Source organism: Lutibacter citreus, assembly GCF_003260195.1.
GTDB lineage: Bacteria > Bacteroidota > Bacteroidia > Flavobacteriales > Flavobacteriaceae > Lutibacter > Lutibacter citreus.
The window spans coordinates 1-15,389 of record NZ_QEIH01000017.1; the positions used below are offsets into that span (position 1 = coordinate 1).

A 15,389-nucleotide genomic window follows, 5' to 3' on the forward strand; every position below is an offset into this window, starting at 1 on the left:
AAATATATACTGCTTGATCCGTTATTTTTTGAGCTAAATCAGGATTAATATACGATGACACCTATAGAAGTACTTTTGTGAAAATTAATCAATTTTTACTTGTTTTTTACCACAGTACTTTGTTGTAAGTAGTGCTTTTTTCATTCAGGTTGTTTTTCCGATGTTTCTTATTTAGTTCAAATGTGAGCGTTGGCAAGACATACTCTTTTGCAATTTTTGGCGTAGCTTTGGCTGTAGCGAATTGCGAATGTGTATGGCTTTGAGCGTTGGCTTTTCATTCAATTCATATTCTTTTTAGTCCTTTTGTTTTCAGTCAGTCTATTTTCATAAGGTTCGTATTCTAAAATATATCTTCTTCCTTTTCTCTTTTTGTCAATGTTTGAGTTTTAGTTTCATCTTTCTTTAAATCTTCTTTATCTGTATCAGAACTTGCTGGTCTAGCTCTTGTTGATGCCCAATCTCTTAATCCGTCAATTTTATTTTTCATAGTAATTGCAAGCGGAACAATCGCTTTGGCTGATTCAATTAGATGAGATAATTTAATAGCTGGTTCTTCATTATTCTCAATATATGCCTTAAACATTGCTTCTTTTACAGTTTCTTCAATTTCTGCACCATTGAAATATTTAGATTCTTCAATTATGGGATTGAAGTCAGTTATATTTAATTGATTATTTTTTCTAAGATGAATCTCAAATATATTTTTTCTTTCTTTTCTTGTTGGTAAGTCTATAAAAAAGATTTCGTCAAAACGACCTTTCCTTAAAAGTTCAGGTGGCAGATTACTTATATTGTTGGCAGTTGCAACTACAAAAACTGGTTTAGTTTTTTCTTGCATCCAAGTTAATATAGTTGAAAACACTCTTGAATTTGTTCCTCCATCTTTTTCACCACCACCAGTACTTAAACCTTTTTCAATTTCATCTATCCATAAAACACAAGGCGCAATTGCTTCTGCTGTCATTATTGCATTTCTGATATTATTTTCACTACTACCAACTTCTGATTGAAATACTTTGCCTATATCTAATTTTAATAATGGTTGATTCCATTCTGTAGCAATTGCCTTTGCTGTTAAACTTTTACCAGTTCCAGGAACACCTAAAAGCAACATTCCTTTTGGTTCTTTTAAACCAAACGCTTTCGCCTTTCTTTCAAATGCTTTGCTTCTTTGTTTCAACCAAACTTTTAAACTGTCTAAACCGCCAACGCTTGAATCTAAATTTTCTGTTGTATGATAGTAATCTAGAATACCGCTTTTCTTTATTATTTGTTCTTTTTCGCTTGCTATAATTTTAATTGCATCTTTACTATTTAACCCAACTTTTTCTTTTGCTAAACGAAAAGCCAAATCAGCTTCAACATCTGTTAATCCAGCACCTGCATCAAGAATTAGGTTTTTTAAATCTTCATTTATAACTTCATCCTTTGTTATTACTTTCAGTCTTTTTTCTAAATCGTTTTTATCTGGTAAAGGCATATTTAAAACTGTAACATACTTTTCTAATTCAATAGGCAATTTAAAAAATGGCGATAATAACAATAAGTGTTTGTTTAATACTTTAAAATATTGTGTGAGTTTTCTTAATTGAACCACAAACTTTTCGTCTCGAAACTGTTTATGTGCATCTTCAATAATGAAAATCTCTTTTGATTCTTGATTCTCATTATTACCTTTTAATAAAAATTCAAGAAATGAATCTGGGTTTTTAGTTTCACCATTATTAGGATGCTTTTCAACTTTATCTAATTTATTCGAATTTTCATCTTTGTTATGAATTTGTAATCCATCTACAATATCCCAAGTACTAAACGTATAACCTTTACGATAAGCAGTACTTCGAACTTTTTGTATAATTCTACCATATTCTGGCGATGCAAGATAAATTAGTGGATAATTTGCATCAAGCATATATTTTAAATCTTCAAATGATTTTTCCATTATTTTAGTTTTTTGCTATGATTTTATTTGAAGCACTACAGTAAGACTTGTTTTTATATCTTACAGGTATTTCTTTCCTTTTAATTTCAATTCCTTCTCTTCTAGTATTTCCGAATGACCTTTCTATACCTTCCATTGCTTTATCAGCTAATTCGTGAACATCATATGGAATATAGTTTGAATCAGAAATTATAGTACCATCTTTTAGAATTGAAAATTCTATTTCAGTTCGTTTTTCATCTTCGTTTTCTAGTTTAGAATAACCAACCATAAAAAACTTCTCTTTCACTTCTTCATTTGGTTCAAAGTCATAATCTTTTTTTAAAGTAAACCCAACACTTTCAAATTCAGTCAGGATTGTTTTTTTTGCGTATTCAACATTCAACGTAAAAAACTCACTCTGTAATTCTTTAACTAATTCTTTTCCGTTTTTCAGGTAATAACTGTTATAGGTTACTGTTCCATTTTTAATTTTTATTGCATATTCTCCGTGAAGCTTTGTATTTGGTATTTTAGTAACAATAACTTCATTATCACTTTTAATTTCATATTCCCAGTTAAATTTCTCAACTGCTTCAATAAAAACCTCTGTTTTAAATACTTGAGGATTTTTCAGGAAAGTGGATGTTTCAAAACAAGACATATTATCGTTTTTTTCTATTGTTGGTTCTATTTCTTTTGCTAAGAGAAAGTAAAGATGTTAATTCAGTAATTGTTTTAGCTGGAATCTCTAGCATTTCAGCTTTAATCTGCAAACCTTTATCATTAGTTAAAAGAATAGGGTTTCTTTTTTGGTATTGCAATGCAACAGATAAAATCATATTATCAGGTGATTTTTTATTTAAATCATCAGGTAAGTTATCAACTTTACTTGTATTGAAGCTTATATTTCTATTTTTTTGATGTTTGCGGATTTCTCTAATTGCTTCTTGTGCCTTTTCTTTAGTTTCACTTCTATTTTTTAAACCATCTAGTTCATCAATGACTTTAGCAGAAAAAATAATATTTTGAAGCGAACCAATTATATCAATTATTTTAGGTTCTTCTATTAGAATATTTGTGTCAATAATTATTGATTTCCTCTTTTTTATTAGTTCAAACTCTTTCTCTTTAAGTAAAAACTTCTTTTCCAATTCTAAAAATAAACCAGATTCTATCTCTTTAAATTTTTCTTTCTCTTTATTTATTTTTGATTGTAAAGTTTTAAATTTTCTTTCTTCAGATAACTCTAAACTTTTCAGTTCTTCTAACATTGACGTAATGAAGGATTCTATTTTCTCGTTTTTTGCATTTTTTACAGCATTTAGTAATGCTATCTTATTTTCTTTAATTTCACTTAAAATTAAATCGTGTTCAGTTACTTTATTAAAAGGGATTATTTTAAAATCAATATCCTCAATTTCTTCTATGCTATAATTAGATAAATCATCACTATTTATTTTTTCGGCAATTAGAGAGTCTATTTCATTACTAATACTTTCCACATACTCATCAGCAAAATCTCGTCTAAAAACGTCAATATGTTCTTTAATATCTACATTTGAATACTTTTTAACGAATTGATATTTGATTGATTTTTTATTTATTTCTAAAGGAAAAATTTCTTTTTTATATATAGATGTATTGTTTGAGTTTTCAGTTATTACGTTAAATTCATCTATGTTGCCAATTATTAAATATGAATTTAAAGTTTCTGAAACTTTACTTTTAAACTCTTCTAATTCAGTTTCTAAATCAACACTAACAGGAAGATAAATGAAAAGATATTTATCTTTTATGTCGATAATAATTTTAGATAATGTTTCAATTAGTAAACCTGAAACTTTATTAAACATTAACCAAACTTCATTTTCTGAATTTTTGATAATTGTATCTAATTTATCAATAAACATAAATGGTTCAATAAATTCTAGTTGATTGATGTTTTTTGCGATTTTTTCAGAAATATTTTTATCCTCAGCTATTATCCTTTCAATTTCTTTTTGAGATTTAATTACTACTTCTCGATATGAAAAATCATTAGAATTTGGATTTTGATAAATACCATACTTTCGTAAAATTTGAAAAAACAAATTGTCTGCGCTTACTTTGTTTTCGTTTAAATATGAAGAAAAGTAATCATTAGTTGTTTTTGAATATTCTTCATAAACAAGAGTTCTATATTTTCCAGAAATTGCATCAACCAAAAAGACTGCATATAAAGTAGCAGATTTATGTTCTTTTTCGATTAGAACAGAATCCTTAAAAGAATTCATTTTTTCAACATTATAAATTTCAGGAATTTGATTTTCTGAAAATGATTTTAGTAGTTGTTCATCTTCATAATTGATTGCAGAATTAATTGAGTTTTCTTCAATATTAACACTTTTCAAAAACTCAAAATTATCTTTTGCTATTGAATGGTCATTATTTGTGTTGTCAAAATATAACTCAAATCGCTTATTTGTATGGACTTTAAATTTTTTGCCTTTTTGAAAATATTCCTTTCCTATATCTGTCAATTGACAATAAGAATAAGAATTATCTCCAGTAGTTATCATTTCAAATTCTTCTAAACTTTGTAAAGCATCTTTCAAGATTTCATATTCAGCAAAATCTTTATATTTTTTTTGAGATGGATTGTCTGTTACGTTAAATCCTAAAATTTTTCCTATTTCGTCAAAACTTAATGCGTTTTCAATATTTAGTAAACCACAAATAGTCTTGTCAAACAATGTAAATTCAACTGCTTCTGTACAAGTTGCAGAATACTTTGCTTTTGTAAAAAACCAGTCAAAAGGTTTATAACCAAGATATATTTCTGTTAGTTTTTTATCTTGTTCTATTGCTTTAAATATGTTGTATTCTAAGTCATTAGTCATCTCCAAATTCTTTTTTTAAGTCCCTAAAATCAACAACAATCCCTTCGTTTTTAATTGTGTCAATTACATTTTTGTAAATTTGAATTCCAGCATTATCTTTAAATTTATAGAACATATTTTTATTGCCTACAACAATCAATAATCGTTTTGCTCTTGATAGAGCAACATTTAATCGTTTTGGTGATTTAGCAAAGCCAATATCTTTATTCATTTTTGTTATTCCGTTTTCAATCTTTTTATCGCTCCTTACTGTTGAAACAATAATGATGTTTCTTTCCATACCTTGAAATTTATCCACAGTATTTAATCGAACTGGAATATCATATTTGTTTCTTGCTTTTAAGGCAACTTCTTTCAGTTTTGATACTTGATGTCCATAAAAACTAATTAAACCAATTTCTTGTTCTTCTTGAACTTTATTTTGGTCGTTACTGTTTTGCCAATGTTTCATATACTCTTCAAATCCATTTGATTTTTTTAGTAGTTTTATGACGAGCTCAACAGCTTCAATTTCATAATTATTTATTCTTGATGTTCCGCTTAATTCTTCTGGTTCATCTACATTAACCCAAATAGTATGGATGTCTGGATTTATAAACTTATTAAGTAAAAATCCGTGATGTCTAGAAAATGGATTATTTAGATTGGTGTCATTTGCATTTTCCTTTATAGGTTTTCCAGGTTCTAAACCACCTTCATCTAAGTAGAATTGTTTGATTACATTGTTGATTTTTGGATGCATTCTATATTGTTCATTAAATGTAGATTTAATGGTTGGTGAAACTTTAGGATGCATTATTAATCTTTCAAATTGAGAAGTTTCTACAAAGTCCTTATTAATTTCAGATGCTAATTCTTTTGCTTCTGTTGTTTCAAGTGATTCTAATGTTTCTTTGAAAGTCTTATCGTGAAGCATTGGTGGTAATTGTTTATGGTCGCCAATTATAATATTTTTGCGTCCAAAACACATTGGTAATAATAATTCTGGCGGTGTTGCTTTACTTGCTTCATCCGTTATTACAGTATCAAATTCAATAGGTTTGATTATATCGAATAGATTCATTCCTTGATATCTGCCGTTAAAATCATTGTATTTTTTGCTTAGGTTCTTAGTCTTTTTATATAATTGTCCAATTTCTAATTCTCCTTCATAATCATTGAAAATTCTTTGATAATCCGCTCCAAAATTTGGACTTCCGGCTGAACTACTTGTGCTACCAACAACATTTGCATATTTAAAGTATTTATCTTTAAATAAGGTTTTCATTTCTTTATCAGGCTGAGCCATTTCAAAAGCCCAATCTTTCATAATGTCACTATATTTTGAATTAGATTGTTGAGAATTGTCAGCAATTCTTCGCATCCATAATTGTACAGAATTATTGTAAAAATCTTCTTCAACTATTTCAACATTATCTTCTTCTAAAACTTCATTTTCATAATTATCATCAGTTTCAAATTTTCCATCAACCCATTTCATTATTCGTTCAAACGCATATTTTTTTCCTTCTTCCTCAAATTTACTAGCTCTTCCAAAACGTATTGGTTTTACTAGTGTATGATTCTTGTTGAGTAATTTTTCTAATGCGTTATCTACAGCAAGGTTTGTTTCAGAGGTTAAGAGAATTTTTTGTTCTTGATTTACTCTTACCATTTGCCAAATCATTTCTGCAATTACTGTTGTTTTTCCAGTTCCTGGTGGACCTTGAAGCAATGCTAAATCTGTACAATTTAAAGCAGATAAAACAGCTTTTCTTTGAGAATCGTTTAAGATTAGTAATTCGTGTCTTTTTAATTCATTCCATTCTTCCTCATCTTTAGAGAGGTTTTTATATATTTCTTCAGCTTTTGAACTATCAAAAATGAAATCCTTGATTTTTTCGTTTACTGGTTTTAAGTCTAATCCTTCTTTTGGATTAGTAATTTTATTCATTGCTTCATTTAGCCAAGATATTTTTGCTTGGTCGCCTCTTAGATTTGGTGTTACAAATTTTATTTTAGGTTTTTCTTCAATAAATTTGAAGAACTTATCTGTTTGACGTTTATCATCTGACCATTTATATGGTAAATTGAAAACATAATAATTGAAGTCTGAATTTCGGCCATTTAAATTACCTATTGCAACTTGTCTTTTATTGTATTCAAAATTTTCTCCTTTATCTATATAAAACTCAGAACCTGCAAGATGTTTAGTTTTATCTAAGAACTCTTCTTTTTTAGATTTCTTAGCAATTATGTCAATTTTTACTTTGAATTTAAAATCGTCATTTAATGCCGAGAGCATTATGTTAAATCTATTTAAAGATTTTATTTTGTCGTATTTTAATTTTAAATCTGAATAATCTATAAATTCAAAAGCAACAGTTTGTTGTGATTCACTAACATTTGTATCAAAATCGAATGAATAAAATTCTCGTTTTATTTCAGTCCAAAAAGTGTTTTTAAATGTTGAGTTTTCAAATGTTACTTGTTCGTTAACTCTAGATTGGTCGAATTGTAAATATACCTTTGACTTAACTTTTTCTTTTCCGAAAATTGTGATTAATTCTTGGTACATTTTTTTAAGACTATCAATTTCATTATGCTTTCGTGAAAAAACATTGTGTCTTAATCGTCTGAGTAAATTGTCGCTAATATTTAAGTCTTTATCTAATTTTATATTGCAATGCCAATCAATTTCAAATTCTGCTCCATAACTTTTAAAGTAAAATTGCTCTAAAAACATTTTATCTATAACTTCTTTTTTTTGAGAGAAATTATTTATGTAAACACTAATTGTATCGCTATTATTTGAAACTCTAAAACGATTGTTAAATGTTTGACTAATTTTATTTGATATAGAAAAAGGTGTGATTTTAAGAACACAAGCAATTTGATTATTCCTTTCGAGTATGGTTGTAAAATCTTTTTGGATAACTCTATCTAGTACATCACTAATATCTTTTAATCTCAAAAACAGACTTCCATCTGGATTTATTCTTTCGTTTAAATTGAAAGGTTCTTCTGAAATAGTCTTTTCAATATTCTTAAACTCTAGATTTTCTTCTTGTTTTAACTTAACTCGAAATTGATAGAGTGATTCGTGAATATTTATAGGTTGGTCGTATCTGACTATTTCTAATGGTTGAGAATTTTTATTAAGAATGAGTTGTTGAGCTTCAATCCATTTATCCCAAATTTCTTGCTGATTTTCAATTTCTGATTTTGGCGAAATTTCAAGATTGCATATTTTGCTAAATAAATCTTCTAATTCTCTTTGTGAGCGATAGGCTTTTTTGAAGTCAATCAATTTTACTGAACAATTTTCAGTAACAGTATATTCATCTGAATTGAGTTGTTGAATTTCAGATATTACATTTTTCGATTTTTGATTTATTATTGTTTTATAGTCGAAAGTTTGCTCTTGCCATTTTAAAACAAATTCTATTTGCTTATTTTCAACTTGAAAAACTACTTTATGTTCATCCTCGTTTTTTTTTTGAAAGAAGCATTTTATTGTTTTATTTTCAATCCATCTTTTTAATTCCTCAAAGCTTCCTTTATTCTGTTTATCAAGAGTATTTACTGATTTATTTTCGAATCTTATTATCAGTTCTATAGGTTCTTCATCAAAAATATCTTCATTATTATGGTATGCCATTCATTCTCTTTTTATCAGTTCTTTTGTGCGTTTGCTAAAAATAGCTCTTTTGTTTTTTAGCTTTAGCTAATGTGTACAGAATAATTCAATTTGGCTAATGTATTTATTTTTTTGTTTATTGCTTTACGGATTTCCTCAATCCTATCTGAGCGTTGGCAAGAAACAGCTCTTTTATTTTTTTAGCGTTGGCTTTTCGCGTTGGCAAAAAAAATAAATGTGCTGTTTGTGCGTTGGCGTTTTTTAGTTCAAATGTTCAATTTCAGCACGATTTTCGCATTACTTACAACGGTTTTTGGTATGTTTTGTTGAGTGTTTAAGCTATAAATTTAGTAAATAATTACTGACCAAGAAAATCCGTGAGGATTTTCGTAAGTGTGCTAGAACCAAACAATAAAATATACCAGTTGTTGTAAGTAGTGCTTTTTTCTTTCACTTACTTAATTTTAATATTCTAAATGCTCCTTGAATTACCAATGCGAAAACGATTGTTCCAATAATCAAATCAGGTTTGCTAGAACTCAACCAATTTACCAAAAGTCCAGCGATTATAACTCCTAAATTGATAATTACGTCATTCGAAGTAAAAATCATACTTGCTTTCATATGTGCCTCTTCTTTACTCTTTGACTTTTGCAAAATGTAAAGACAAATTCCGTTTGCGATAAGTGCAAAAATCGAAACGATAATCATTGTCGAAAAATCGGGAAGTTTCTCGTCTCCGAAGAATCTTCTTAAAACTTCCACAAATCCGATAATCGCAAGTGTTATTTGAAAATATCCAGCAAGTTTTGCAATCAGCTTTTTCTTTATCAACGTTCCTCCAACCGCAAACAAGCTAATTCCGTAAACGAAACTATCCGCAAGCATATCTAAACTGTCTGCAACAAGTCCCATAGATTTTGAGATAATTCCTGTTGTCATTTCGATTATGAAAAACGCAAAATTTATAACGAGTACAGACCAAAGTAACTTTTTTTGGCTTTCGTTTTCTTTAAATTCTGTTTGGTCGGTTTGTTCAGTCGAGATTTTCTTTCCGCCTAAATTCAGTTCGATAACTGACTTTTCTATTTGATCAATTTCTCCGCTGTGAAAAACGGTCAATTTTCGGTTCGGAATATCAAAGTCCAAATTCGCAATACTTGAAATTCCATCCAATTTCATTCGGATTAGATTTTCCTCTGAAGGACAGTCCATTTTGGTAATTTCAAATATTGTCTTTTTCACTCGGTTTCTTGGTTTTTCTGCATTACTTACAACGTGATTTTATATGATTTGTGCGACTGGAAAATCGGAGATTTTTCTGCCGTAGCAAATCGTTAGTTGAATGTTTGTCGTTTGTGTTAGTTCAAATGTAAGCATAAATTATATGAGGTGTTGGGCAATCGTTTTATTTAAAAATCATATCCAATCTTAAATCCTAAATCCATAATTGCTCCTTTTTCATTTTCTAAATATTCAGAATCTCTATATGACACTCCATAACCTAGACCAATTCTAAATTCATAGTTGAATTTTTCTGCGAAATTTCTCCTAAATCCCCAAGTTGGAATTATAGATAATGTATTATAAACTTCTAAATTGTCATAATTAGAAATCTCAAACCAATTTGGCGAATACTGAATATTCAGCGAATAAAAATTAGCTCCGTTATTTTTAATGTTTTTATTCTTACTTACTCTTTTGTCAAGATTGTAATACCATTTTGGTTCAATTGATAATTCGGGATAAAAAATAAATCCAGTTTTTTCATAAATCGAACCTCCAAATATTCCAGCATTTAGTCCAAATTGACTCCTTAAAGCAATTTTATCAGATAATCTTGTTTCATTATAAATTTCTGTTCCAAAAAATCCAATTTGAATTCCTGTAACAGATTTTTCTATTGAAGAATTTTGAGAAAATGAGAGGTTTACTAGTCCTAAAAGGAAAAGTGTCATAATAGTTTTTTTCATAATAATCTTTTATAAATTTCAGTAATTTATTTATCAATATTCGTACCTAAATTCTTTTTTCGTAATGTTGCCCAACGAGTTTTTATATGATTTGTGCAACTGGAAAATCGGAGATTTTTCTGCCGTAGCAAATCGTTTGTTGAATGTTTGTCCGTTCTTTATTTAGTTTAAATGTGAGCATAAATTTTATGAGGTGTTAGCAAAAGTTTTTTATTCATTAGTCATAAAATCAGTCACTACTGAACTATTTTCAGATTCCATTTCGCAAGTCCAACTGTCTATCCACCATCTCCCATTTTCATAATGAAGTTGAATACTATTAAGTCCTCTAATATTGGATTCAGTATTTGGTTCAGTTCGAATTTCAAACGCACTCCAAACTTGTGCTATATTTCCATATTTACTAACTAATCTTTTAAGTTCCTTTTCGTAAAAATCCTCTTTCGGATATAATCCGACTGGTATATATTCCGCTTCAAGAGTATGTGATTCCGCTTTTCCACTTTCGTCCAGTCTTGTTATATCAGCATTGTCCGAATGAATATATTTATCTCTTTCGAATTCCCAGGGTTCATTACTCGATCCTGAAATGACATCATAATATGCATTTATTATTGCATCTAATGATTTTACATCTTTCGCATATTTTTCTTCGTTAGTTTGTCCGAAAATTGAATTACAAGCAAAAATTATGCTAATTGAAGTAAGTATTATTTTATTCATATCGATTGGTTTTAAATTTTCGCTAACGTCTCGGCTATGGTTAGTACGGGAATTAAAAGTAGTGAACTTTCGATTAAGCACTTAGCCAAAACTTTTTATTTTGTTTTATCTTTTTTTTATAAAGCCAAATCAAAAAGATTTGGCGGACTTCGTAAATATCCCTAAACTTTGGGTTAATCACCAAAACCCGTATTAATTATAGCCTTTGTTGTAAGCAGTTTTTGAACTGACTTATTCATTAATTCCGACTTTCAATAAATTTTTTCACTTCTTTTGCGACCAATTCAGGTACTTCAAGTTGCGGTGAGTGAGAAGCATTTTCGATTAATTTTAATTCAGAATTCGGTATGCTGTCTCTATAATATTCGGCTACATTAAATTTGACTACATCGTCGTGTTTTCCCCAAAGTACTAATGTCGGTGCTTTTATGTTTTGAACATTGTTTTTCAAATTAAAGTATTCTCCGTTTTTGATTGCAGGAATTAAAGTTCCATCAACAAAATCTTTACTGTTGTTTATCTGTTCTATCATATAATTTGCGATTGGCCCAGGAAGGTCAGGTACTTTGTAGAAAACTCTTTTTAGAACTGCATCAAGTTCTTCTTTGTTCTCGATTTCTTTTCCAAATCCACCATATACAACGTGTTCATCGAGTTTTATTCCAGCAGCGTTTAATAAAATCAAGTGAGTTATATCATTTGGATATTTAATAGCATAAGATGCAGCAGTATGTCCGCCCATCGAGTTGCCTATAAGATTGAATTTATTTACGTCAATTTTTTTTAAAAACGATTTTAAGAATGTCGCTTGTCCATTAATTGAATAATCAAGTCCTTGTTTTCTTTCGTTTTCCCCGTGACCCGCCAAATCAGGTAAAATTAAATGGTAGTTTTCAGAAAGTAATTTAGTTGTTTGCAAGAAACTACTTTTGTCATCTCCCATTCCGTGAAGTAATACCAAATTGGGTTTGTCATCGGCGTTTTTAGTTTCGTAATAATGTACTTTATAGTCATTGACTGAAATTGTCTTTTTTTCCAGATTTCCTGCTCTTGCATAACTTGCATTGGCTTGGTCAACCAGTACTTTCGGAAAGAAGAAAAATATAATTGCTCCAATAACCAAAAGTGTTAGGACTAATCCTCCAATAATTTTAAAAATTTTCTTCATAGTTACTATGTTTCTTTAAATTGCTTACAACGATTTTTTATAATATTTGAGCGACTGGAAAATCGGAGATTTTTCGGTTGTAGCAAATCGTTAGTTGAATGTTTGTCGTTTTTGTTAGTTCAAATGTAAGCATAAATTTTATGAGGTGTTGTGGTTTGTACTTATTCAATCCATAATAAAGTAGAACAAATTTTCTCCCATTTTTCACCTTCCTTTTTTAATAAACTGAATTCACCTCCATATCTTGACTCAGAATAGTAAATTGCATAATTCCCATTTTTAAAAACTATCGGAAAAGTCATAAAAGAAGTTTCATTCTTTCCTTTAATTTTCGTTATAGCCGATTTATGTTTTATTAATGGTTTTCTAATTTTAATTATCTGTAATTCATTAAATTGTTTTTTAATATATTCAAAATCAGATTCCTCAAATATGTTTGCTGGATTAATTGAATTATTTATGCATAATGGAAAATCTAAAAATTTTGGATTTATATATTTTGATAAATCAGTCTTGTCATACATATTATTTATTGTCAAATAATAAATTTTTCCACTTTTCTGTTTTTGAGTAATTGAGTTTAAAACGTCATAACTTTCCAATTCATTTTTAGAAATATTCTTTGTTGTTGAACAACTAATACATAAAAGTAATAATATCATTAATATTGGAAAAATCCTAAAATTCAAAATCATAGCAAATATTTTCTTTTGAGTTTTTAATCGTATAAACCACAACGGGCTTTTATAAGATTTGTGCGACTGGAAAATCGGAGATTTTTCGGACGTAGCAAATCGTTTGTTGAATGTTTGTCGTTTATATCAGTTCGAATTTAAGCATAAATTTTATGAGTTGTTGTAATGCGTTATTTTTTTTCTATTGCTTTCTTTATGTTTTCGAGGCTCTTAATTAAATCTTTCAATTCCTTTTCAACAATATAGCTCTGTTTTTTATGATGATTCAAATCAAGTGTAATAACCTCAGTAAATTTATTGTTAAACGAATCCATATATTCTAAATCAATAGTAAATTTATCAGGATTGTTTTTGAAAAAATCTGAAGTTGTTGTTATGTACGTTTCAGTCTTTTTACTCGGTGGATAAAATTCAATTTTTCCTTTAAATAATGTAGTATTTATTGTGTCGGAATCTCGTAATTTAATATCTGGATTTACTTTAATTTTTACATTTTTCGCTGGTGTTTTTCCTATATTTTTAATGTAAAACGATAAATTACTTTTCGGGCTATCAAAATCAGCAATTAAATAGGGTCTTTTTTCTAAATGAGATTCTGTTCTCATTCTTTCCAACATTTCCCAAGTAAATATCACATAAAAATAAGTCAAAAATATCATTCCAAAACTCAAATAATCACTTGAATCAAATTCAGTTTGGTTGTTTGTAATCAAATAAATGAAAACGATAATAATCAGTGTTGGAATTATATATCTAAAAGTTTCTTTCATAATGCATTACAACGTTGTTGTATATGGTTTGTTGCGTGTTTCAAGCAACTAATTTAGTAAATAATTACCGACCAAGAAAGTCCGAGAGGACTTTCGCAAGTAGGCAAAAAGCCAGCAATAAATTATATACGGTGTTCTACGCAGTTTTTTCTTCGTTTTGTATCAAATCCGTTACTTTTTTAATTCCGCAACCAATTACAAAAATTCGAGTTTTCCAGTCGTTTATTCCTCCATAAGGAATTTTGTCAGTCCAATATTCAACTTCACGTTTTTTGAGTTCCAATATTATTCTTTCAACTTCTTCGTTTTCTTTATACATTCCAATAAAATTCCGATTTGAGTGTTTATCAGATTTTATTTGTTTTAGAGCATATTGAACAGCATCTTTTTCGGTGGCAAAATATTCCAAAGTAGTTTTTTCTCCACGTTCTGTATAGTACCAAAGATAAAGTCCTCCATTATTTTCAATTCCACAACCTTCATAAATGAAATTTCCATTTATACTATAACTTTTCATTGGATAACAATTGTCTTTCAACCATTTCTCCAATTCCAACTCTGTTTCTATTTCGGTTTCGTTTTTCAAGTTTCTTAGAATTTATTCCTTCGTTTTACTTAGTTTCAATTTCGGTTTCACTTTTTCTTTCTTAAAATCCAAAAATTTTAAATTTATGAACAATTTTTGTTGGTTTGGTCAAATTGCGTAGAACGGGCTTTTATAAGATTTGTGCGACTGGAAAATCGGAGATTTTTCGGACGTAGCAAATCGTTTGTTGAATGTTTGTCGGTTTAAATTTTAGTTTAAATGTAAGCATAAATTTTATGAGTTGTTAGCCACTGTTTTTTTTATATCGGATTATATTTCACAAATTCTATATTCATAATTCTTGCAATTTTATTAGCTTCTAAATCTGCATTTTTCAAATCATTAAAATCTGTGATTTTCAATTTTTCTCGATGTGTTCTGTTTAACAAATAAATTCTGAAAATTTTATTTTTTTCTGAAAATTGTACTCCTGTTCGGCTATATCCAATACTTTTTTGATTTAAATGTAATACGGAAATGAAAGAATAGTTTTCGGTAGTATCCCATTTACCAATTTTAATAAAAAAGAGTCCTACATAATGTTTTATTCTCTTTTTATCAAAGTCGAATAAAGTACCTTTTCTCATAAAGACAATTATAACTCCAATTAATAGAGTTAATATTCCAATAAATGATGTTGAATTTGTTGAAATCAATAAATTCATTCCAGTTAGGAATATTCCAGCTAGAATTAATGTAATTCCAATTATTAGAAACATTAAAGGAAAAATTTTCTCTAGTTTGTAATCAATTATCATACGATTTTTTAGTAGAATCTATAATCTGTTACTTAATCATTTTATTTAAACTTTCTATTTCTAGAATCAGCTTTTCTATTTTTTTCCGTAATAGTGGCTAACGTTGTTGTATAAGATTAGTTGCGTGTTTTAAGCACTAAAGTAGCAAATAAATCACAGATAGAAAGTAGACTGCACCCCAAAGTTTAGACAAATTTATAATTAATTTTGATAATAATGAGTTCGATATTGAATCGGACTCATTCCTTTTAAATTTAGTTTAATTCTTTCATTATTATAATATTTTATATACTG

The 15,389-nt window shown here is 28.4% G+C and carries 13 protein-coding genes; all 13 read right to left on the minus strand.

From position 1 onward, the window contains the following. Window positions 1–340 precede the first annotated feature (340 nt). The gene (locus tag DAD81_RS20180) at window positions 341–1,942 is read right to left on the minus strand and encodes an AAA family ATPase (RefSeq protein ID WP_206542242.1); all 1,602 of its coding nucleotides are present in this window, start codon (window positions 1,940–1,942) and stop codon (window positions 341–343) included. Between the two features lie 4 nt (window positions 1,943–1,946). Then, window positions 1,947–2,585, minus strand: coding sequence for a hypothetical protein (locus tag DAD81_RS20185; protein ID WP_055444610.1), 639 nt, complete (start codon window positions 2,583–2,585; stop codon window positions 1,947–1,949). A 1-nt stretch (window position 2,586) separates the two neighbouring features. Continuing rightward, on the minus strand, window positions 2,587–4,803 hold the full coding sequence (locus DAD81_RS20190) for a PIN domain-containing protein (protein ID WP_111710218.1): 2,217 nt from the start codon (window positions 4,801–4,803) through the stop codon (window positions 2,587–2,589). After that, window positions 4,796–8,443, minus strand: a complete 3,648-nt coding sequence (locus DAD81_RS20195) for an AAA domain-containing protein (RefSeq protein ID WP_055444608.1) — start codon at window positions 8,441–8,443, stop codon at window positions 4,796–4,798. Before DAD81_RS20195 ends, DAD81_RS20190 begins: the two co-directional genes overlap by 8 nt. Window positions 8,444–8,872: 429 nt before the next feature. Next, window positions 8,873–9,667 carry a cation transporter gene (locus tag DAD81_RS20200; protein ID WP_179950087.1) on the minus strand — a complete coding sequence of 265 codons (795 nt, stop codon included), beginning with the start codon at window positions 9,665–9,667 and terminating at the stop codon, window positions 8,873–8,875. Between the two features lie 167 nt (window positions 9,668–9,834). Then, window positions 9,835–10,395, minus strand: a complete 561-nt coding sequence (locus DAD81_RS20205; RefSeq protein ID WP_111710222.1) for a hypothetical protein — start codon at window positions 10,393–10,395, stop codon at window positions 9,835–9,837. A 210-nt stretch (window positions 10,396–10,605) separates the two neighbouring features. Beyond that, window positions 10,606–11,118 carry a hypothetical protein gene (locus DAD81_RS20210; RefSeq protein ID WP_111710224.1) on the minus strand — a complete coding sequence of 171 codons (513 nt, stop codon included), beginning with the start codon at window positions 11,116–11,118 and terminating at the stop codon, window positions 10,606–10,608. A 238-nt stretch (window positions 11,119–11,356) separates the two neighbouring features. Continuing rightward, on the minus strand, window positions 11,357–12,286 hold the full coding sequence (locus DAD81_RS20215; RefSeq protein ID WP_111710226.1) for an alpha/beta fold hydrolase: 930 nt from the start codon (window positions 12,284–12,286) through the stop codon (window positions 11,357–11,359). A gap of 161 nt (window positions 12,287–12,447) precedes the next feature. Beyond that, window positions 12,448–12,948, minus strand: coding sequence for a hypothetical protein (locus DAD81_RS20220; RefSeq protein WP_111710228.1), 501 nt, complete (start codon window positions 12,946–12,948; stop codon window positions 12,448–12,450). Between the two features lie 203 nt (window positions 12,949–13,151). After that, window positions 13,152–13,751 carry a COG1361 family protein gene (locus DAD81_RS20225; RefSeq protein WP_111710230.1) on the minus strand — a complete coding sequence of 200 codons (600 nt, stop codon included), beginning with the start codon at window positions 13,749–13,751 and terminating at the stop codon, window positions 13,152–13,154. Between the two features lie 136 nt (window positions 13,752–13,887). Then, a complete protein-coding gene (locus DAD81_RS20230) occupies window positions 13,888–14,337 on the minus strand; it encodes a hypothetical protein (protein WP_111710232.1) in 450 nt (149 codons plus the stop codon). A 260-nt stretch (window positions 14,338–14,597) separates the two neighbouring features. Next, complete coding sequence (locus DAD81_RS20235) at window positions 14,598–15,095, minus strand: hypothetical protein (protein WP_111710234.1); 498 nt, start codon at window positions 15,093–15,095, stop codon at window positions 14,598–14,600. A gap of 201 nt (window positions 15,096–15,296) precedes the next feature. Next, window positions 15,297–15,389 (minus strand): IS3 family transposase (locus DAD81_RS20240; RefSeq protein WP_157961064.1); only part of this gene is annotated, 93 nt, incomplete at its 5' end.